Annotated in this window: 13 protein-coding genes; 12 read left to right on the top strand and 1 reads right to left on the bottom strand. The window is 39.6% G+C overall.

All coding sequences use genetic code 11. From position 1 onward, the window contains the following. The first annotated feature begins 46 nt into the window (after positions 1–46). From AC1RJ8_RS00135 to AC1RJ8_RS00095, 9 genes are all read left to right on the top strand, one after another. Complete coding sequence (locus AC1RJ8_RS00135) at positions 47–2785, top strand: alpha-L-rhamnosidase (RefSeq protein ID WP_492952351.1); 2739 nt, start codon at positions 47–49, stop codon at positions 2783–2785. Between the two features lie 101 nt (positions 2786–2886). Continuing rightward, positions 2887–3552, top strand: coding sequence for a DUF3826 domain-containing protein (locus AC1RJ8_RS00130; RefSeq protein ID WP_492952352.1), 666 nt, complete (start codon positions 2887–2889; stop codon positions 3550–3552). Between the two features lie 93 nt (positions 3553–3645). After that, positions 3646–4782 carry a sialidase family protein gene (locus tag AC1RJ8_RS00125; RefSeq protein WP_492952353.1) on the top strand — a complete coding sequence of 379 codons (1137 nt, stop codon included), beginning with the start codon at positions 3646–3648 and terminating at the stop codon, positions 4780–4782. A gap of 166 nt (positions 4783–4948) precedes the next feature. Continuing rightward, positions 4949–6409 carry an acetylxylan esterase gene (locus tag AC1RJ8_RS00120; protein WP_492952354.1) on the top strand — a complete coding sequence of 487 codons (1461 nt, stop codon included), beginning with the start codon at positions 4949–4951 and terminating at the stop codon, positions 6407–6409. 5 nt (positions 6410–6414) lie between these two features. Beyond that, a complete protein-coding gene (locus AC1RJ8_RS00115) occupies positions 6415–7311 on the top strand; it encodes a sugar phosphate isomerase/epimerase family protein (protein WP_492952355.1) in 897 nt (298 codons plus the stop codon). A gap of 10 nt (positions 7312–7321) precedes the next feature. After that, positions 7322–9940 (top strand): L-rhamnose mutarotase, encoded by a 2619-nt coding sequence (locus tag AC1RJ8_RS00110; RefSeq protein WP_492952356.1) that lies wholly within the window; start codon positions 7322–7324, stop codon positions 9938–9940. A gap of 68 nt (positions 9941–10008) precedes the next feature. Further along, positions 10009–11094, top strand: a complete 1086-nt coding sequence (locus tag AC1RJ8_RS00105) for a Gfo/Idh/MocA family protein (protein ID WP_492952357.1) — start codon at positions 10009–10011, stop codon at positions 11092–11094. Between the two features lie 158 nt (positions 11095–11252). Next, positions 11253–12842, top strand: a complete 1590-nt coding sequence (locus tag AC1RJ8_RS00100) for a sodium:solute symporter family transporter (protein ID WP_492952358.1) — start codon at positions 11253–11255, stop codon at positions 12840–12842. A 142-nt stretch (positions 12843–12984) separates the two neighbouring features. Continuing rightward, positions 12985–15150, top strand: a complete 2166-nt coding sequence (locus AC1RJ8_RS00095; protein ID WP_492952359.1) for an alpha-L-rhamnosidase-related protein — start codon at positions 12985–12987, stop codon at positions 15148–15150. Between the two features lie 322 nt (positions 15151–15472). Here AC1RJ8_RS00095 and AC1RJ8_RS00090 read toward each other — a convergent pair whose 3' ends face one another. Further along, on the bottom strand, positions 15473–16246 hold the full coding sequence (locus AC1RJ8_RS00090; protein WP_492952360.1) for an IclR family transcriptional regulator: 774 nt from the start codon (positions 16244–16246) through the stop codon (positions 15473–15475). A gap of 276 nt (positions 16247–16522) precedes the next feature. Between AC1RJ8_RS00090 and AC1RJ8_RS00085 the strand changes: the two genes are divergently transcribed. Genes AC1RJ8_RS00085 through AC1RJ8_RS00075 form a run of 3 tightly spaced genes read left to right on the top strand, consistent with a single transcriptional unit; the run spans position 16523 to position 23029 of the window. Next, complete coding sequence (locus AC1RJ8_RS00085; RefSeq protein ID WP_492952361.1) at positions 16523–19282, top strand: family 78 glycoside hydrolase catalytic domain; 2760 nt, start codon at positions 16523–16525, stop codon at positions 19280–19282. Continuing rightward, positions 19279–20391 carry a glycoside hydrolase family protein gene (locus AC1RJ8_RS00080; RefSeq protein WP_492952362.1) on the top strand — a complete coding sequence of 371 codons (1113 nt, stop codon included), beginning with the start codon at positions 19279–19281 and terminating at the stop codon, positions 20389–20391. The genes AC1RJ8_RS00085 and AC1RJ8_RS00080 overlap by 4 nt, the downstream gene beginning before the upstream one ends. 1 nt (position 20392) lies before the next feature. Continuing rightward, positions 20393–23029, top strand: a complete 2637-nt coding sequence (locus tag AC1RJ8_RS00075; protein WP_492952363.1) for a glycoside hydrolase family 2 TIM barrel-domain containing protein — start codon at positions 20393–20395, stop codon at positions 23027–23029. Positions 23030–23350 lie beyond the last annotated feature (321 nt).

Genomic DNA, 23350 nt, shown 5'->3' with positions numbered 1-23350 from the left:
GCAAGTCCAGCTTCGCAATGACGAATTGATCTTTAAAGAAAATATAATGAACATTAAAATCTACATCGCGATCATCAGCATTTGGTTTCTATCCTTTTCAAAAGTGATAGCACAGGTATCGTTGCAAAATACCACCTGCGAAATGCTCGAGAATCCTTTGGGTATTGATGTTTTGAAACCGCGATTGGCATGGCGTATCAGCTCAGGTGAAAGAAATGTAATGCAAACGGCTTACCAGATTTTGGTGTCTTCTTCGCCTGAGCAATTGAATGCTAATGAGGGCGATTTATGGGATTCAGGAAAGATTAACTCACCAGAATCTATTCATATAGCCTACAACGGAAAAGGGCTTAAAAGCCGGATGAAAGCCTATTGGAAAGTAAAAGTGTGGACTAATGTGGGTCAAAGCGAATGGTCGGCTAACAACTATTTTTCTATGGGTTTGCTGTACTACAAAGATTGGCCAAAAGGCTGGATAGGTTTCGACAGGGCATTTGCATGGGACAATATCAAAACCGATTCGCGTTTATCAGCCAGGTATTTCAGAAAAGAGTTTCAAAGTACGAAAGAAATCAAATCTGCTACGGCATCAATCGTTGGTTTAGGTTTATACGAGTTGTTTATCAACGGAAAAAAAGTTGGAAATGATGTTTTATCTCCATCACCAACAGATTATACTAAAAACGTAAAATCTAACACTTACGATGTAACCAGTTACCTTCAGCATGGTAAAAATGCGGTTGGCACGATACTCGGAAACGGGCGTTTCTTCGCCATGCGCCAAAATGAAAAACCTTATAAAATTAAAACGTTTGGTTTTCCGAAAATGCTGATGAACATCAACATCGTTTACGCCGATGGAACAACAGCAAATATTGATACCGACGATAGCTGGAAAGGCACAGCAGATGGGCCTATCAGAACCAATAACGAATATGATGGCGAAGAATACGATGCAACAAAGGAATCAGCAGGCTGGAATAAGGTAGGTTTTGACGATAGCAAGTGGACAAAAGCGGAATTTGTACAAGAACCAACAGGAACCATTGAAGCCCAGATGAATGAAAACATGAAGGTGATGAATACGCTTAAACCCGTTTCAATCACTAAACTTTCGGGTGGCCGGTATATTTTAGATATGGGTCAAAACATGGTGGGTTGGCTGCAGATCAAGGTAAAAGGTGTAAAGGGCAAACAAATCAAAATGCGTTTTGCAGAATCACTTCAAAATAATGGTGAACTTTTTACGGCTAACCTTCGCAATGCGAAATGTACCGATTTATACACATTAAAAGGAGGCGAATTAGAAACATGGGAACCCACTTTTGCTTACCGCGGATTTAGGTATGTAGAACTTTCAGGGTATACTTACCAACCATCAGTGAATGATTTTGTTGGCAAAATGATCTACGATAACATTAAAACGGTCGGAACGTTCGAAACTTCAGATGCTTTAACCAATCAGCTCTTCAAAAATGCCTGGTGGGGGATTGCCGGAAGTTACAAGGGGATTCCGGTTGATTGCCCTCAACGCAACGAGCGGATGCCATGGTTAGGAGATAGGGGCGCTGTGGCTTACGGAGAAAGTTTTCTTTTTGATAACGGACGCTTTTATACCAAATGGTTGCAGGACATCAGAAATTCGCAGAAAGAGGATGGCGCTATTCCTGATGTGGCACCTGCCTTTTGGCGGTACTACAGCGATAACATGACCTGGCCGGGGGCAATGCTTTTGGTGACCGAAATGCTGTACAAACAAACTGGCGATGTTTCTGCCGTTCGGGATAATTATCCCGCAATGAAAAAGTGGTTGGCTTATATGCAAGACCGCTATATGAAAGATTATATTTTAACTAAAGATAGTTACGGCGATTGGTGTATGCCGCCCATTACCATCGAGTTTGGCCGTGGTAAAAGTGCGGACAAAAAGTATCCTTCTGAATTAATCTCAACGGCTTATTATTATCACTTTACACAGTTGATGATACAATTTGCTAAGGTAAGTGGCAGCGATGAAGATGTAAAAGCATATGAGCTTTTGGGAAATAAAATCAAGGAAGCTTTTGATCAGAAATATTATAACGATAAAGGTTATTATGCCTCTAATGCACTAACTGATAACATTATTCCACTTTATTTCGGAATGGTTCCACAGAACAAAATAGATCAGGTTTTCAAGAATATTACTTATACTGTTGAAGTGACCAATAAAGGCCATTTAAGCAATGGTTTAGTGGGTATTCAGTGGTTAATGCGCTGTTTAAACGATTATGGCCGACCAGATTTAGCTTATACGGTGGCTACGCAAAAAACTTATCCGAGCTGGGGTTATATGGTTGATAATGGTGCAACAACGATATGGGAACTGTGGAATGGCAATACGGCCGATCCGAAAATGAATTCGCAGAACCATGTGATGATGCTCGGCGATCTGCTTATCTGGTATTATGAGAATCTGGCTGGTATAAAATCTGAAGCGGCTGCTTTTAAAAAAATCATTATGAAACCCGAAATGATCAATACTTTAAACTCGGTAAATGCCAGTTACAATTCGGTTTATGGATTAATCAAAAGCAACTATAGCAAAACAGCTAATCAATTTAACTGGAACATTACCATACCAGCAAATACAACGGCGTTGGTTTACATTCCTGCAAATAATAAAAATGAAGTTGCAGAAAAATTGAAATCAATAAAAGATATAAAATTTATTAAAATGGAGCATAACAGTGCCGTTTATGAGCTGGGTTCTGGCGATTATGCTTTTGTAGTGGAGCGGAAATAAAATCATGGTTCGTGGTGACACGAACCATGGCGAGAAAGGATTACTGTATATAAGCCTCGGTTTGTGTCTTCACGAACCGAAACAATAATTAAAATACAATTATGAGAAAGTTTTTTAAAACATTTATGCTGATAACCTTACTGATCACTTCAGTAAATGCATTCGGTCAAACCAAAGATATTGTTGTAGCAGAAGAAATCCTGACAAAGGCCAAAGAATGGACCTCAGCACTAAATTTAACCGACGCAGCAAAAAAGTCTGCTGTCGAAAATGTAATTGCAGTTCATTTAACTACCATTAAAGATTGGCATAACGATCATCCATCATCAACCGTTCCTGATGGAATAAACCCGGTTACCGGCAATAAACTAAGTGATTTAGACAAACAGATTATTGCTGATTCTGCTATGCCGCCAACGGTTCATCAATCGCTTATGGATGGGTTAAAAAAGAACTTAACACCAGAGCAGGTAGAAACCATTTTAGACAAATACACCATCGGAAAGGTTGAATTCACGATGAAAGGTTACAAAGCAATTGTTCCGGATTTAACTGCTGACGAGGAATTGAAGATTTTAGCTTTTTTGAAACAGGCCAGGGAACAGGCTGTTAATTATAAAAACATGAAACAGATTTCGGCCATTTTCGAAATTTACAAAACGAAATCAGAGCAGATGCTGAATAATAACGGTCGCAGCTGGAGAGCGCTTTATAGTGCGTATACCAAAAAAATAAAAGAAGAGAAAGCAGCAAAACAAAAGCAGTAGGCAGTTCACCGTTTGAAGTTTTCAGTTTTGGATGTAAAAATCAAATCGGTGAAATCAAATCATCTGTGTAATCAACCTCGAAGAGAAAGAATTATGATATCAAAAAAAATATACTTCACAATAGGACTTGTTTTCGCGGTAGCAATTACTGCTCAGGCCCAGGTAGAAAAATGGCAAACGGGAATCGTAAAGCAAGAATTTCTTTACGATAAAGCTCCATTCCCATCTTGCCACTCTGCAACAATCGCAGAAACGCCAACGGGTTTAGTCGCTTCATTTTTTGGTGGCACAAAAGAACGGAATCCCGATGTAGAAATCTACATCAGTCGTTTTGTGGATGGCAAATGGCTGGCACCGGTTTCGGCTGCTAACGGTATCCAACCTGATGGTAAAAGATTACCTACATGGAATCCCGTTTTATATCAGGTTCCTGGTGGAGATTTACTGTTGTTTTATAAAATCGGGCCAAAACCATCAGAATGGTGGGGCATGATGAGAACCTCAAAAGATGGCGGTAAAACCTGGTCGGATGCTACAAAGTTGCCCGATGGTTATATTGGTCCTGTAAAAAATAAACCTGTTTTGTTAAGCAATGGAAACCTTTTTGCACCATCAAGCAAAGAAGGCGACGGTTGGAAAATTCACTTCGAGGTGACCAAAGATAATGGTAAAACCTGGAGAACCGTAGGCCCATTGGCAGAAAACGGAATCAAAGCCATTCAACCAAGCATTTTACAACATGAAAATGGAAAATTGCAGCTTTTGGCCAGAACAGCAAATCGAGCCATTGTAACATCCTGGTCTGAAGATAACGGCGAAACCTGGTCGGCATTAACCAAAACATCATTACCCAATAACAACTCCGGTACAGATGCAGTAACCATGAAAGATGGCCGCCATGTATTGGTTTACAATCATGTTTTGCCTCCGGGCGATTTAGCCAAAGGACCACGTACCCCATTAAATGTTTCGGTTTCAAAAGACGGAAAGAAATGGTCAGCCGCATTGATTCTGGAAGATTCGCCCATCAGCCAGTATTCTTACCCCGCGGTGATTCAAACTTCTGATGGCATGTTACATTTCATTTATACATGGAGAAGAGAGAAAATTAAACATGTTGTGGTTGATCCTTCGAAGCTAAAATTGAAGAAAATCAAAAATGGTATTTGGCCGAAACTGAAAGGTTATACAGCTCCGGTAATTGGCGAAACTAAAAATGAGGAGGGTTAAGATGATAGATTTAACTAGATACGTCATTTCGAGATTTTGGCAATCGTCATTGCGAGGAGGCACGGCGGGGCAATCTATCCTGTCAAGAAAGATTGCTTCGGCCGATGAACTATTTATTTGTCATGGATTTTGCGCTCATCATGCTGAATTTATTTCAGCATCTTTCATGTTAAGCCGCCTTGCTATTAAGACCCTGAAACAAGTTCAGGGTGACGACCGATCGATTGGAAGAAAGATAAGTTTAGCATTAATGCTGCTTTTCTCCATTTCTTTAGCCACATCCGCCCAAATCCAAAACACCGATAACTTCTATAAAAAGCCATTGGTAGATGTGCTTAAAGAGATTCAAACACGCTTTAAAGTTCAAATCAAATACTCCGAACCACAGGTAAAAGATAAATGGGTAAACTATGCAGAATGGCGTTTCCGTGCAAACATTGATGAAACAATTGCGAATGTGCTTGCCCCTTTGGATATGAAAGTAAACAAAGAAAAACCAGGTGTTTACAAATTGAAAGAATACGAATATTACCGTTGGGAAGTTGAGGATGGGTGGGCCTATCTGGATAGCTTGGCAACAAAATACCACGATCAGGCCAGTTGGGAAAAACGTAAGGCACAAATAAAGCCCGAGTTATACCAAGCCTTATTGTTATCGCCATTGCCCCCCAAACCAAATTCAAAACCGATTATCACGGCGAAAAGAATTTTTGATGGTTATTCGGTAGAAAACATTGCATTGGAAATTTTACCTGGGGTTTGGATTAATGGCTCACTATATAAACCCTTAAATTTTAAAGGAAAAATCCCATTGGTTTTAAGTCCAGACGGGCACTGGGAAAAGCAGCGTTACCGACCTGATTGCCAGATCCGCTGTGCAATGATTGCCAGAATGGGTGCCATGGCTTTTAGCTACGACTTATTTGCCTGGGGCGAATCGATGCTCCAGTTTAAATATGAAGATCACCGTAAAAGCTTGGCGCAAACCGTTCAGGCTTTGGGAGGAATCAGGATTTTAGACTACTTCAGTGCGTTAAAAGAAACCGACACAGCCAGAATTGGCATCAGTGGAGGTTCGGGTGCAGGAAGTCATTCCATTTTAATGACCGCCATGGATGACAGGATTAAGCTAAGTGCGCCAGTAGTAGCGATGTCATCTTACTTTTATGGTGGATGTCCTTGCGAAAGCGGAATGCCAATCCATCAATGTGGCGGCGGAACTGATAATGTAGAACTGGCTGCAATGGCAGCACCTCGTCCCCAGTTATTGGTGTCAGATGGTAGCGACTGGACGGCACACACACCCGAACACGATTTTCCTTATCTCCAAAAAATGTACAGTTATTATGGTGTGAAAGATAAGGTCGAAAATGTTCACCTTCCTGATGAAAAACATGATTTTGGCATTAATAAACGTATTGCACTTTACGATTTCCTGATCAAAAACTTCAAACTAAATGATACTGCAGTTAAAGCCAAAACAGGTAAATACGACGAGAGTAAAGTAACCATCGAAAAGGAAAACGCCCTCTATGTTTTTGGCGATAAAGGCGAAAGATTACCTAAAAATGCAATGATGGGATTTGAAAATCTGGAAAAATTATTTCCCTTAAGCACAAGCAAATAATAGATATGGAATATCAGAACAGAAGGTCTTTTATTGGTCATGTGGCATTGTTAACAGGTGCTTTAATGATTCCCAATCAATTGCTTTTGGCAGCAGAGAAAAAGAATAGGTATAAGATTGCCGTGATTGATTTAATGATCTTAAAACGTCAGAAAATCAGTGCTTTGCCACTCGCGAAGGAAATTGGTGCTGACGGACTGGAAATAGACATGGGTGGTTTGGGCGATCGGGAAACATTTGAAAATAAACTAGCAGACCCAAAAATCAGGCAGGAATATTTGGATAAAGCAAAAGAACTGAATTTGGAGTTCTGCTCATTGGCCATGACCGGGTTTTATGCGCAATCATTTGCCAAGCGACCCACTTATCAGAAAATGATCCGGGATTGTTTAGATACTGCTAAAGCGATGCATATTAAAGTGATATTTCTGCCATTGGGTATTCAGGGCGATTTAGTTAAAAACCCCGAACTGCGCGAACCTATTGTAGAAAGATTAAAAATTGCCGGAAAAATGGCCTCAAAAGCGGGAATTACCATCGGAATTGAAAGTGCTTTAGATGCAAAAGGCGAATTACAACTCTTAAAAGATATTGATTGCAAGCATGTTAAAAGTTACTTCAATTTCTCGAATGCCATCAAAAATGGAAGAGATTTACATGAAGAGCTGAGAATTTTAGGCAAAAAGAATATTGTTCAAATCCATGCCACAAACGAGGATGGCGTTTGGTTACAGAACGATCCTAAAATTGATTTGAATAGAGTTAAAGAAACTTTAGATGATATGGGCTGGAGTGGCTGGCTGGTTGTAGAAAGAAGCCGGGATGCCAAACAGCCAACGAATGTAAAATATAATTTCAGCGCCAATACCAGCTACCTAAAATCTGTTTTTCAACCGAAATAGTATAAATACAATGAAATACTTTTTGATAAAATTTTATGGTTTTTACAATCTATTGGTACGTGGAGACACGTACTGTGACGATGTCCCCATGCCTTGGTTCGTGTCTCCACGAACCAAACAAATTAAACCATTCATTAGTCTGCTGATTTTTTTATCATTATTGTGTTATAAAGTTAATGCAGCAGATATTTACATATCTATAAATGGTTCTGATGCTAATTTAGGCACAAAGGAAAAACCATTAGCCACGCTGCACTCAGCCATCAGAAAAGCCCGCGAATTGAGGCGTTTAAATGATATTTCAGTTAAAGGCGGAATCAGGATTATTATCAGCAAAGGTTTTTATCAATTGCACGAAGCCGTAGTTCTTCGACCTGAAGATTCTGGTACAAAAGATAGTCCGACAACAATTATTTCCGCACTTAATGAAAAAGTTATTTTAAGTGGAGGCGTTCAAATCAAAAACTGGAAAAAGTTAAATCAAACAATTGCTGGTCTGCCAAAAGAATCTATCGGCAAGGTTTGGGTAGCTGATATTCCAAATCTAGACGGAAGAAATCTGCATTTCAGGCAGTTATGGGTAAATGGCAATAAGGCCGTTCGTGCAAAAAACTACAATGGTGATGAAATGGAGAGGATTTTATCATGGGATAGCGAAAAACAAACCTGTAAAATTCCACTTCAAAAAAACATCAATTTAGCCAATATTAAAGGAATAGAAATGCTGATTCATCAATGGTGGGCCATTGCAAATCTTCGTGTAAAATCTGTTAAAATTGTAGGTAATGCTGCAGAACTTTCTTTTATGCAGCCCGAAAGCAGGATCCAATCCGAGCATCCATGGCCGGCACCATGGATTTCAGACAAAACAGGGAATTCTGCTTTTTACCTTACAAATGCCATTCAATTCCTGAACGAACCTGGAGAATGGTTTGAAGATTTACAGAACCACAAGCTTTATTATTGGCCAAAAACATCAGAAAATATGCTAAATGCTGAAGTGATTGCTCCGGCTTTAGAAAACCTGGTTAAAATAGAGGGAACAATTGATCAACCGGTTTCCTATGTGAGTTTCAAGAATATTTCATTTGAGCATTCTACATGGTTAAGGCCATCAAAACAAGGCCATGTACCCCATCAGGCGGGCATGTACATGCTTGATGCCTATAAACTTGAAAAAGCAGGGACACCAGACAAACCTACGCTAGAAAATCAGGCTTGGGTGGGCCGCCCCGCGGCTGCAATTGAAGTAAGTTATGCCAATCACACAGCTTTCGAATCTTGCCGGTTCGAGCACCTGGCATCAACAGGGCTGGATTATAAAAAAGGGACTGCTGAGAACGAAATTAAAGGCAATTTATTTAAGGATATTGGTGGTTCAGCTATTTTAATCGGAACTTTCTCTGATGAAGCGACCGAAGTACACCTACCATATAATCCCACAGATCAAAGGGAGATTTCGACCAACGACACCATCGAAAACAACCTCATTAGCGATGTAACCAATGAAGATTGGGGCGCAGTGGGTATAGGTGCAGGTTATGTTAAAGGGATTAAAATTCTGCATAATGAAATTAGCGAGGTGTCTTATTCGGGCATCAGCGTGGGTTGGGGCTGGACAAAAGCGAAAAACGCGATGGAAAACAATACCATCAGTGGCAATAAGATCCATCACTACGGAAAACATATGTATGATGTGGCTGGAATTTATACCTTATCTGCTCAGCCGGGATCATTCATTACCAACAATGTAGTCGATAGCATTTATAAAGCACCATATTCGCACCTGCCTGATCATTGGTTTTATCTCTATACAGATGAAGGTTCTTCGTATTTTACCATCAAAAACAACTGGACCCCAACTGAAAAGTACCTTCAAAATGCCAACGGACCAAACAATTTATGGGAAAGCAACGGACCAAAAGTTTCCGATCATATCAAACAAAGTGCAGGTTTAGAAAAGCCTTTTCAATATTTATTAAAAGAAAAAGCCAATTATTCGAAAAGAGGCATCAATCAGGCTGTTGATCAATCTGTTGTATTCGAATTGGTTTTTAAGACGGGTAATCTGCCGGGCAACAATGCCTTAAAAACTTTTGCAAAAGAAAATAACCTCGTGCCAGGTTCAATTTATAAATGGAAAAATCGATTGGTTATTTATACTTCAAGTTTAAAAGTAGAAAGTTTGCAACAAACTTTAAAACGTTTAGATGCGGCAGAAATTAAACTGTACGACAATCTGTTTTACGACTTCAACAGAGAAAAGAATTGTGGCGATAAAGCCGTAGCAGAATGGGACAATATCATTTTATCAGCCAATTTGGTGAAGGATGAAAAACGCCAGAAAGAATACCTGGCTTACCACAAAACACAGTTCGAAAAATGGCCGGAAATATCGAAAGGGTTCTGTAAAGCCGAGTTTCAGCGATTGGCCATCTTTAAAAACGATAGACAGTTAATGCTGATCATTAGTATTCCAAAAGGAAAAAGTTTAGATGAATTGAATCCAAAAACCACTGAGAACAATCCAAAAGTGGACGAATGGAATGCAATAATGAAAAAATACCAGGAGGGAATTGAAGGAACAAAACCCGAAGAAGTTTGGGTATTTTTTAAACCAATAGAATAGAGGACTTATTGTCCCCCTTTGGAGGGGGGCAGGGGGAGGAAAACAATAACGCTTATAAAAATAATATCATGTTAAGATTAGGGATTTTAGGTTTAGGAGAGGGCAGAAGCACCATTTCTGCATCATTGGCAAGTAGAAAATTTAAACTGATTCAGATTTGCGATGCCAACAAAAAACTTTGCGAAGAACGGGCTTTAGAATTTGATTTTCAAAACTGGACAACCAATTACGAAGATATGTTGACCAGTGATAAAATCGATATGATCGCGATTTACACACCGGATCATCTACATTTTGAGCACATTAAATTGGCGCTTGAACATGGTAAACATGTGGTGTGTACCAAACCATTTATTGATGATTTAGCTCAGGCCAATGAGTTGCTGGAACTGTCCAGGAAATCAAGAAAAAAGATTTTTGTAGGGCAAAGTTCTCGTTTTTTTGAGCCGGCAATGCGTCAGAAGAAAGATTTTGATGCAGGTTTAATCGGTGAACTGATCACTATCGAAAGTCACTACCATGCCGATCATCGCTGGTTTTTGGAAAAGGGATGGTCGTTAAAACAATCATTTAAATGGCTGTATGGCGGCTTAAGCCATCCTGTTGATTTTATCAGGTGGTACATGCCCGATATTGAAGAAGTTATGGGTTATGGTATGTTGAGCAGCAATGGTTTAAAAGCCGGACTGAAAAATCAGGATACCATGCATTTTATTTTCAAGGCTAAGGACGGCAGAATTGCGAGGGTTAGCGGTGCTTATACCGGCCCAACACAACCCGCAAGTCGCGATAGTGGTATGACTTGTATTCTCCGTGGAACAGAAGGCGCAAGTCAGGCCGATTACCACGAACTGCGTTATTCGGTTACAACCAAAACCGGCGAAGAAAAGATTATTACCTGGGGCGATTCTACTTTAAAGCACTATTTCCGTTTTGAAGGACAAAGCCATCACGCCGGAGAATACCAGAATTATTTGGAATATTTTGCTGATAGCATCAACAATAATTTTACCGCATACCCTGATTTAAAAGAAGGCATCGGAACCGTTGCATTATTGCAGGCGATGGATCAATCTCTGGAAACTGGATTGCCGGTAAAAGTTGATGAAATTTTGAAAGCTAATCACATTACAAGAGAATCGATAGGATTGTAATTGTTTGCCACGGAGACACAGAAAACACGGAACATAATGCGCCATGGTTCGTGTCTCCACGAACCACTAGTGACAAAATCATGAAAATCTGTATTTATCCGTGTTCATCTGTGGCTAAAAACTGTTAAATAATACAGCCAAACTAACCAAATAAACCAATGGGAAACATTGTAGAACGTTTAACTAATTTAGATTACATCATTGTCATCGCATACCTCATTATCCTGGTCATCATTGGTTATCGGGCCAGTTTTTCGAAAAAGAAAAGCAAAGATGAAACCCTATTCCTGGCCAATAAATCATTAAACTGGAGCAGCATCGGTTTCAACATGTGGGGCACCAATGTTGGTCCGTCGATGTTATTGGCTTTTGCAAGTATTGGCTATAGTACTGGTATCGTAGCCGTTAATTTCGATTGGTATGCCTTTATCTTTTTATTCTTACTGGCCATTGTTTTCGCCCCGAAATACCTTGCTGCCAAAGTGAGTACCATGCCCGAGTTTATGGGCAACCGTTATGGCGATTCTACACAAAACATCCTTGCCTGGTATGCGCTGGTTAAGATTTTAATTTCGTGGTTATCGCTCGGTTTATTTGCAGGAGGTTTTTTGGTCCGCCAGATTTTAGGCATCCCCATGTGGCAATCGGTTACTGTATTGGTTGCTTTTGCTGGACTGTTTACCTTTTTCGGCGGTTTAAAAGCCATTGCCAAAGTAAATGTTTTCCAGATGATCTTATTGATTGCCGTTTCATTATCGCTCATGCTTTTGGGACTGAATAAAGTTGGTGGGCTTTCTGCTTTATATCAAAAAACACCACATCATTTCTGGAATTTAATCCAACCTGCCAGCGATCCAAAATATCCATGGTATGCCATTTTATTGGGTTATCCGGTTGCAGCTGTAGCCTTTTTCTGTACCGATCAATCGATGGTTCAATCGGTTTTAGGTGCTAAGAACTTAAAACAAGGGCAGTTGGGGGTGAGTTTTATTGGCTGGTTAAAAATCCTTTCCCTACCATTATTTATTGGAACAGGAATATTATGTTATGTGCTTTTTCCTGGTTTAAAAGATCCGAACGAAGCGTATATGACCATGGTAACCAATTTATTCCCTCCTGGTATGAATGGCCTGGTAATCGTTGTACTGATTGCGGTTTTGGTGGGTACCATCGGATCTTCTTTAAACTCATTAAGTACCGTTTTTACGATGGATATTTATGTAAAGAAAATTAACCCACAGGCGAGTAATAAACAGATCATCCGCATTGGCCGATGGGCAGTTGTTGCAGGATGTATTTTTGCGGTTATAGTGGTTTTGGCCATCGATAACATCAAAGGATTGAATTTATTCGATGTTTTTCAATCGGTTTTGGGCTTTATTGCGCCGCCGTTATCAGTCGTGTTTTTACTTACTGTTTTCTGGAAAAGAACCACAAGGAAAGCAGTGAATTTTACACTTTCAATCGGCTCAATTTTAAGCTTGGGTGTTGGGGTTACTTATCTCTGGATTTTGCCGTCAGATAAATACACTTTCTGGCCACATTATCTGATGCTCTCATTTTTCATTTTCGCAGGATTAATGATCATCGCGATTTTGATTTCTTTACTGGATAGATCGCCAAGTATTTACAAGGTTAATGAAGAACACGAGGCCAATATAGAAAAGCCAGCAAGAGCAGTTTGGATTTCGTGGATAGCGCTTGCAATCGTAATGGTTACACTTTACCTTTTCTTTAACGGGCATTAAAATTAGAAAGATCGTCATTTCGACTGAAGTGTAACGGAATGGAGAAATCTATGAAGTTATAATTCTTAAAAGATTTCTCCTTCGAAGGAGTTCCTTGGGAACACTACAGTCGAAATGACGATAAATACAAAAACTAAGCAATATGAAAAACTTAAAAAAACTTATCCTCCTCACCATTTTCACCTGCTCGGCGGCACAACTTTTCGCGCAAAAGGCATCCTGGATCTGGTACCCGGGCGATTTAGATATTTACATGAGCAATGTAATGCAAAACCGCAGAACCGAAAGAGGCTCCTTTTTTCCTGTATTCTGGAAAATGGACAGTCATTATGTTCTGGTCGATTTTCACAAAGAATTTAACCTTGCTCAATCTGAAGAGGTTAAGTTGTTTGTAGAAGGTACTTACAACGTTAAAATCGATGGTCAGGCCATTGCAGGCTTTCCAAAAAGCATTCGAATTCCAGCAGGAAAACACAAATTAAGTTTGAAGGTGTACAACCAGGCTAATGTTCCAACAATTTTTGTTCAGGGTAAAACGGTAGTTTCTGATGAAACCTGGCTGACTACTTTCGAAGATAAAGAATGGATCGATGCGAGTGGAAAAACCTCCGATAAATCGGGAACTACCTTTGTTTCTGCAGGCTCATGGAATTTAACCGATCCAACTAAATTGCCATCACAGTTTAAATTGCCCGTTGTAGCACAATCAGCTGTTAAAACAGAAAAAGTAAACAATGGTGCCGTTTCCGATTTCGGAAAAGAAACTTTTGGTTTTATAAAAGTACACGGTTTAAAAGGAAAAGGAAGGCTGAGTATTTATTATGGAGAATCGAAAGAAGAGGCCTTATCAACCGATAAATGTGAAACCTTAGATTATCTCGATATTAACCTGTTGCAAAAAAAAGATTCCATTATGCCGCTTTCAAAAGCCTTCAGGTATGTTAATTATCAATCTGAAGGTTCGGTATCTGCTGATTCTGTTTCCATGTTATACGAATATGCTCCTGTAACGGAACGTGGAAGTTTTAAATCATCAGACTCAGAACTAAACAAAATCTACGATGTAGCCAAATATACCTTCCATTTAAATACCCGCGAGTTCTTTATCGATGGCATAAAACGCGATCGCTGGGTGTGGAGTGGCGATGCTTATCAAAGTTATTTGATGAACTACTATTCGTTTTTTGATGCGTCCACCGTAAAACGGACATTGCTTGCTCAACGTGGCAAAGATCCCGTAACGGCGCACATCAATACCATTATGGATTACTCTTTTTATTGGTTTTTAGGCATTTATGATTACTATAAATTTACCGGCGACCAGAAGTTTGTACAGGATATTTACCCGCGAATGCAGTCGTTAATGACTTATATTGATGGAAGAAAGAATAAAAATGGATTATTGGAATGGATGCCTGGCGACTGGATTTTTATCGATTGGGCAGATAAACTGAGTAAAGATGGTGAAGTAAGTTTCGAACAGTTGTTATATGCCAGAAGTTTAGAAACAATGGCTTTATGTGCCAAATTAGCCAATGATACAGCGGGTGCTGTAAAATATGATCAGCAAGCAAAAGTACTAAAAGCTAAGATTTTTGAACTTTACTGGAATCAGCAAAAAAAGGCATTGGTGCATAGCAGAATTGATGATAAACAAACAGATAATGTAACACGCTATGCCAACATGTTCGGCATTTTCTTCGATTATTTTAGCCCGGAACAAAAATTAGCCGTTAAAGAAAATGTACTCTTAAACGATAAAGTAGCCAAAATTACTACTCCTTATATGCGTTTTTATGAGCTTGAAGCATTATGTGCCATGGGCGAACAACCATATGTATTAAAGGAAATGAAAAATTATTGGGGCGGCATGTTAAAATTAGGCGCAACCTCTTTTTGGGAGGAATACAACCCGGATAAAAAAGGAACCGAACATTTGGCTATGTACGGCAGGCCCTTTGGAAAAAGCCTTTGCCACGCCTGGGGAGCCAGCCCGATTTATTTATTGGGAAAATATTATTTAGGCGTACAACCTACCACACCAGGTTATGAAACTTACACCATTGAACCCAATTTAGGTGGTTTGGAATGGATGGAAGGTAAAGTACCAACAGCCAATGGCGATATATCAGTGTATTGCAGCAAAAAAGAAATCAAAGTTTCTTCTCCAACAGGCATAGGAAAACTAAAGGTAAAAAGCAAAATCAAACCAGTTATAAAAGGTGCTGAAGTGAAAGAAGTATCGAAAGGTTTGTATGAAATTATAATTGAAAGTGGCAGGGATTATAGCGTGAAGTATTCTGGTTAGTTTCGTCATTGCGAGAAGGCTTTTTCAGCCGACGAAGCAATCTTACTACTATGGGTTATAGCGACCGCTTTAAGATTGCTTCGTCATTCTTCCTCGCAATGACGATGAGCTTATAAGCGTTGAAGAGTTTGTCGTTTACAAACGATAAATTCGTTTATCTATTTATGCACTCGTTGGGAAACGAGCGCAAGCAACAGAGCGAGGCGGAGCCGGCCCTTTCCCGATTCATCGGGATTAGGGTAACGCCCAAATCAGTTGGCAATTGCAGTTTGATGTTATATTAACTATCAGAAAGTCAAAGCCCCCTCTAGGGGGTTGGGGGTTAAACCCCAATCCGCTGCTCTATCTTTTTAACACATTTGTATGCCTCAGCGAGGATTACATCATTTGCGATAGTTTGATCTACATTTAGTGCATTTAACATCGAAATGGTTAAACAGGCGATAATGCCGTTGTTATTTTCGATACCGATAGGTAAAGAAATATCGGTTACTCCAGAAACAGCATCACTATTTTTAAAATAAGAACCTGTTTGCTGAATATCAGTTAAAGAACTTAAAAAATCCTCTTGCTGTGGTTTGGCATATTTCTTAAAAATTGCATTATTTTTTAATGTCGTTATGCGCTCTGCCTCGGGCATATAAGCCAATAAAACCTTACCCGATGCGGTTAGTGGCAAAGGAAACAAATTTCCTTCTTCAATAGAAAGCGCAATTGGTCCCGGGCTTTTGGCATGAATAATCACCATTACCTGGTTCATATACAAAATACTCAAGTGGCAAGATTGACGGATACTGTTCGCCAGTTCTTCTAATGGAAACTGAGCAGCTTTACGCAGTTCATCAATAGGTGAGTGCCTGTGCGAGAGGTAAAAAAGCTTTAACGACAGCCTATACTTGCCCGAAACTTCATCACGTAAAATATAGCCACGACTTTCCAAACTCATCAACATCCTGTAAATTTCGTTGGGCGTTTTCTCAATACCAATAGCAATTTCAGTTTGAGACAATGGGATAGATTGTGCTGATAAATACTCCAATATATCAAGTCCTTTATCCAAAGCAGGGGCTTGGTACTTTGATTCTTTTTCGTTCATACGGGTTTAAATTTGGCTGTATCGTATTTTTTACAATTTCAAACATACAAAATGCTTTCTTATTTATCCAAGAGAAGATTTTGTATAATTTAAATACGAATATATGTTTTCATATTTAAAAAAAACATTTATATTTGAATTAGGGATAGTATTTTAAAGTTAAGAAATTTATAAAGCTTAATTCAAAAGAATTTAGAATTTATTTCTGAACAGATTTTATCCCTGATGACCATTTATAAACCTAACCAAAACATCCGAAACGGTGTGCAATAGTGAATGAGCAAACTTGTAATATTTTCTTGGCTTTATCTGTTAGGCATTCCGCTTTTTGCGCAAGATATTAAGGTTGCTCAATTGGATTGTACGTATCGGAACAATCCTATCGGCATCGATGTTCTTTCGCCACATTTGAGCTGGAAACTGCAGTCAGCTAGGCACAATATCATGCAAACAGGTTATCAAATCGTAGTTTCCAGCAGTTTAAGCAATTTAAATAAAAATATTGGAGACGTTTGGGACACTAAAAAAGTAAAGTCTGGCCAATCGTTACAGATTAAATATAAAGGTAAACAGTTATTATCAAGCAAAACCTATTATTGGAAAGTCCGTGTTTGGGACAATTCCGGACATGAATCCGCATGGAGCGCTCCGGCCTTTTGGCAAATGGGTTTGCTCAGCACAGCTGATTGGAAAGGTGCAAAATGGATTGCCTACGAAAAACTGGCTGATTCTAACGTAAATAGTCTGCCAACGGATGGTAAAAAAGACAAATACATCGGCAATAATATCTTGCCGATGTTCCGTAAAGGTTTTACAATAACGAAAACAGTAAAAAAAGCAACGGCTTTTATTTCTGGTTTAGGCCATTTTGAAATGAGTTTAAACGGCGCGAAAGTTGGTGATGACTTTTTAGCACCCGGTTGGACGAAGTATGATAAAGCGGCTTTGTACCTGACATATGATTTAACCAAACAGTTAAGGAAAGGTGAAAATGCAATCGGAGTGATGCTGGGCAATGGTTTTTATTATATTCCTCCTGTTAAAGAACGGTATAGAAAATTAAAAGTAGCCTATGGTTATCCGAAAATGATCTGCAGGTTGTTGATTGAATATACAGATGGAACTTCGGCTAATGTCATCAGCAACCAAAGTTGGAAAACCGCGCCATCGCCCATAACTTTTTCAAGCATTTACGGTGGAGAAGATTACAATGCCAACCTCGAGCAAAAAGGTTGGGATTTAGCGGGTTTTAATGATAGCAAATGGAAATCATCGTTATTGGTTAATGGTCCGGAGTTACATGCGCAGCAAGAAGAACCTGTAAAGATTTTCGAAAACTTTTCACCTCAAAATATTAATCCGCTTGCCAATGGCGAATGGGTTTATGATATGGGGCAGAATGCTTCTGCAATTATCGAATTGAAAGTCCGAGGAAAAAAAGGAGATACTATCCGTATTACCCCAGCCGAATTATTAAAAGCTGATGGTTCGGTAACACAAAAAAATATCGGCAGTCCATCTTATTTTACCTACATTTTAAAAGGCGATGGTTTGGAAACCTGGCGTCCTAAATTCTTTTATACAGGCTTCCGTTACCTGCAGGTTAAAGGAACTGTTCCAGGCGGTAAAGAAAATCCATCTAACAAATCAGTGGTAGAAGCTTTAAAAGCTTTGCATATCCGAAATAGCGCTGAGCAGGTAGGTAAGTTTTCATCCTCGAACGAGTTGTTCAATAAAACTTTCAGCCTGATCGATTGGGCGATTAAAAGTAACATGGTAAGTGTTTTTACCGATTGTCCACACCGTGAAAAATTGGGTTGGTTAGAGGAATTGCATTTAATGGGTAGTTCTGTACGGTATAATTACAATGCTGCACCTTTGTTTAAAAAAGCCCTGCAAGACATGAGAAACTCGCAATTGGCAAGTGGCTTGATCCCTGAAATTGCGCCTGAGTATGTAAAATTTGAATGGGGTGGCGATATGTTCCGCGATTCTCCAGAGTGGGGCAGCAGTGGCATTTTAATACCATGGTATTTATATCAGTGGTATGGCGATAAACAAGCTATGGTTGATTATTACCCGATGATGCAGCATTACATCACTTATTTGGGCACCAAAGCAAACAACCACATTTTATCGCAGGGTTTAGGCGATTGGTATGATTTGGGTCCAAAACCGCCCGGCGTTTCTCAGTTAACCCCAATGGGCGTTACGGGCACAGCCATTTATTATTATGATTTAAAAATCTTAGAAAAAATGGCTACGCTGCTGGGCAAAAAGGCTGATGCAATAGCCTATGCGAAACTTGCCATTGAAGTGAAAAATGCTTTCAACCATAAATTCTTTGATGCAAAAAGTAAACAGTATGCAACAGGATCGCAAACTGCAAATGCAATGGCAGTTTATATGGAACTGGTTGAAGAAAAGGATAAAAATGCTGTGATCGCGAATTTAGTCAAAGATATCAGAGATCGTAAAAATAGTTTAACAGCAGGCGATATTGGTTATCGCTATGTGTTACGTGTTTTAGAAGACGCCGGTAAATCAGATGTGATTTTTGATATGAACAGTCGCTCAGATGTTCCAGGATACGGGATGCAGCTGGCCAAAGGCGCAACAGCCTTAACCGAATCGTGGGCGGCCTTGCCAACGGTATCCAACAATCATTTTATGCTGGGGCACTTAATGGAATGGCTGTACAGTGGCATTGGCGGTATTCGACAGGAAGAAAATTCTGTTGCCTTTAAGCATATTAAAATCGAGCCAGAAGTGGTTGGCGATTTAACATCGGCTGATGTGCATTACAATTCTCCTTATGGTAAAATTTCTTGCAAATGGGCAAAAACAGACCGAACTTTTACACTGGAGGTGAATATTCCGGTAAATACAAAAGCGACAATTTACTTTCCGGTTTTGCCGAAATATGAAATCTCCGAAGCATACAATTCGAAGTTTACAGATACAGGAACAGAAAATGGCAAAACCAAGGTTACCGTAGGGTCAGGTTATTATAAATTTAATTTAATGTACAAATGAAAAAGATAATCCTCGCATTGTTTCTTTTTGTTAGTGCATTTAAATTGAATGCCCAAAGCGCTAATCCTGTTTCAGCAGAAAGCATGGAAAAGATTTATCAGGAAGTGAAAACTCCTTATAAATACGGCCTGGTAATGGTTCCTGGGGATAAAGACCATAAAATGGATTGCCCAACAGTTTTCCGCAAGGGAAAGTTTTGGTATATGACCTATCTGATTTTTAGTGGTCGTGGTTATGAAACCTGGCTGGCCAAAAGTAAAGATTTATTGCACTGGGAAAATCAGGGCAAACTGATGTCGTTTGGAGATGCCGGCCATTGGGACGATAACCAAAAGGCAGGTTATAATGCTTTATTGGATACCAAATGGGGCGGAAGCTATACTTTAAATCAATTTGATGGCAAATATTGGATGTCGTATTTCGGTGGTAAGGAAAAAGGTTACGAAGTGGAGCCTTTATCAATTGGCATAGCATACACCATAAAACATCCATCTATTGTGCAAGAATGGAATAGGTTAGATAAACCTGTTTTGACTTCGGGCGATGCAGATGTGCGTTGGTGGGAAAACCGGAACAAACTTTTTAAAAGTACGGTAATTGAAGATAAACAAAAATTAACGGGACATCGGTTTGTAATGTACTACAATGCTGTAGGCGATTCTTTGGCAAACAATAAAAAAACACGCTGGTACGAACGGATCGGCATGGCGGTTTCTGATGATATGGTTCATTGGCAGCGCTTTAATAAAAACCCTGTTGTTCATCATCCTGTTGGCATTACAGGAGATGCTGTAATTCAAAACATTAATGGAACCTGGGTAATGTTTTACTTCGGTGCTTTCTGGCAAGAAAGAAAAGGTTCATTTAACCGCTTTGCTGCCTCAAACGACCTGGTAAACTGGACAGATTGGACTGGAGATAACCTGATTGAGTCGTCAGAAAAATACGATGAATTATACGCGCATAAATCTTTCGTACTGAAATACAAAGGCACGGTGTACCATTTTTATTGTGCGGTTAACAAACAGGATCAGCGTGGAATTGCCGTGGCTACATCGAAAGATTTAGGTAAGAGTAAATTGAATTTTGTAAGCGAAACAAAGAATTAACATGAAGAGGCTACATAATTTTAAAGTTGTAATTTTTCCGACATTCGGTTTGTGGGCATCCCGTGATTACGAGGCACTGCCTGTCCCGACTTTTCGGGAAAGCAATCCTAATGCGAAAGAACGGCCAACCCATAGTAGTAAAATTGCTTCAACTGCCAAGGTTCGTGTCTCCACGAACCTCAAAGTCAATTTCATTTTCAGATTAATATTGGCATTGATCTTATTAAGTGGAACTGCATTCGCACAATCGCGCACCAGAACCAGTTTTAACAAAGATTGGAAATTCTTTTTAGGGGACGAGCCAAATGCGAAATCTCCAACCTACAATGATCTGAAGTGGAGAAAACTCACTTTACCGCACGATTGGAGCATCGAAGGCAAATTCGACGAGAAAACCCCTGCCAAACCTGAGGGCGGTGGCTTACCCACAGGTATTGGCTGGTACAGAAAAGAGTTTATTGCCCCTGCCAATTTTAAAGATAGATTAATCACTATCGAATTCGATGGCGTATATAAAAATAGTGAAGTCTGGATCAATGGCCAATACTTGGGCAAAAGGCCTTACGGTTACAGCTCTTTTTCTTATGAGATCAGCAAATGCTTAAAAGCTGGAAAAAATAGCATTGCGGTTAAAGTGGATAATTCAGCACAGCCCGATTCGCGCTGGTATTCGGGTTCTGGGATTTATAGAAATGTATGGTTAACATCAGCTGCTGCTGTTTCAGTTAAACGCAATGGCACTTTTGTGAAAGCTTTCCTAATCAGCGGCGATAAAGGTCAAAGCAATGAAAGCAGAAAATTGAAACCCGGTGAAAGTATCGCATCCGTAAATGCTGAAATCGAAATTGAAAATAAATTCAACACAAAAGGTGCTTATAAAATACTAACGACCATTTTGGACGATAAAAATATCCAACTGCAAAAAAAGGAATGGCCGCTCAATACAAGTGAAACTTCTACAACAATAATGATTAATGGTCTTGGAATAGCTAATCCTAAACTGTGGTCTGTTGATCATCCTATAATGTACAGGTTGGTGGTAGAAATTGCACAAGCTGATGGGAAGATTATTGATCAATATACTACACCTTTTGGGCTTCGTGAGTTCAATTTCGATGCAGTTAAAGGCTTTTCGTTAAACGGAAAACCAATGAAAATTTTAGGTGTTTGTTTGCATCACGATTTAGGTGCCCTGGGTGCTGCCGTAAATGTGAGGGCTATGGAACGCCAGCTGGAAATAATGAAAGCAATGGGGGTGAACGCTATCCGTACAGCGCATAATCCACCTGCGCCTGAGTTTTTAGATTTATGCGATAAAATGGGTTTTCTGGTTATGGATGAGGCTTTCGATATGTGGGTGAAAAAGAAAACCAAAAACGATTACCACCTCGATTTTCCAGCGTGGCATAAAAAAGATCTGGAAGATATGATTAAACGCGACCGTAACCACCCATCCATAATTCTATGGAGTATCGGTAACGAAATCCGCGAACAGTTTGATAGTACGGGCATCGCGATTACAAAAGAATTGGTTGGTATCGTTAAAAACTTAGATAAAACCCGGCTGGTAATCTCAGCTTTAACGGAAACAAAAGCCGAAAAGAATTTTATCTACCAGGCCAATGCGCTTGATATTTATGGATTAAACTACAACCACAAACTGTATAAAGATTTCCCTACAAACTACCCTGGAGTCAAATTTTTAGCAACAGAAACTACTTCTGCGCTAGAAACCAGAGGTTTTTACGATACAGCCGATACCATCCGCCGTTGGCCTAAAGACGGAAAAACAAAGTTTACCGAAGGTAACAGCGAATGGTCGGCATCCGCTTACGACAATGTTTCAGCCTATTGGGGTTCTACACACGAAGAAACCTGGGCAGCAGCTAAAAAATACGACCATGTGTCTGGCTTATTTGTGTGGACAGGTTTCGATTACCTGGGTGAGCCACTACCATACCCATGGCCAGCAAGAAGTTCATATTTCGGTATCGTCGATTTGGCAGGTTTCCCGAAAGATTCATATTACATGTACCAAAGCGAGTGGACAGACAAACCTGTGTTACACCTTCTGCCTCATTGGAACTGGAAACAAGGAAAATCGGTTGAAGTCTGGGCTTATTACAACAATGCCGATGAGGTAGAATTGTACCTGAACGGAAAATCACTAGGAAAAAAATCAAAACAAGGCGATGATTTACATGTGCACTGGAATGTGCCTTTTGAGCCTGGAACTTTAAAAGCAGTATCCCGCAAAAACGGCAAAGATGTTTTAGCACGTGAAGTGAAAACCGCGGGAGATCCGGCAAAAATTGAATTAATCGCGGATAGAAAAAATATTAAATCGGATGGTAAGGATTTATCATTTATAACCGTTTGCGTTTTAGACGCTGCTGGTAACGTAGTGCCTGATGCGGATAATCTGGTTGATTTTAAAGTTGAAGGTGCTGGTTTTATTGCTGGTGTTGATAATGGGTTTCAGGCCAGCCTGGAGCCTTTCAAGGCCAATTACCGCAAAGCTTTCCATGGTTTATGTTTAGCCATTCTTCAATCAACAGAAAAATCCGGAACCATAAAATTAACAGCTGCATCAGCAGGTTTAACATCCTCATCAATAATTATAAAAACAGGTAAATAAAATAACAGAAATGAATCTATCGGTTGGTGTCTCACCAACCGAAATAAGTAAAATAAGAACATGGTCTGTGGAGACACCAACCATTAGATAAAAATAAAGTGGAGAAGATAATTAATTTAAAAGGAATAACCTGAAACCATAGTTCTTTCGCTTGGCCGTGGTTCGTGTCACCACGAACCACAAATTTAAAACTTAACGGTTGGTGTCTCACCAACAGAAAAAATTAAAACAATAACATGGTCGGTGGAGACACCAACCATTAGATAAAAATAAAGTGGAGAAGATAATTAATTTAAAAGGAATAACCTGAAACCATAGTTC

The organism is Pedobacter sp. GW822-FHT03F06, from assembly GCF_058801365.1.
This window is presented reverse-complemented; position numbering and strand designations above follow the sequence as displayed.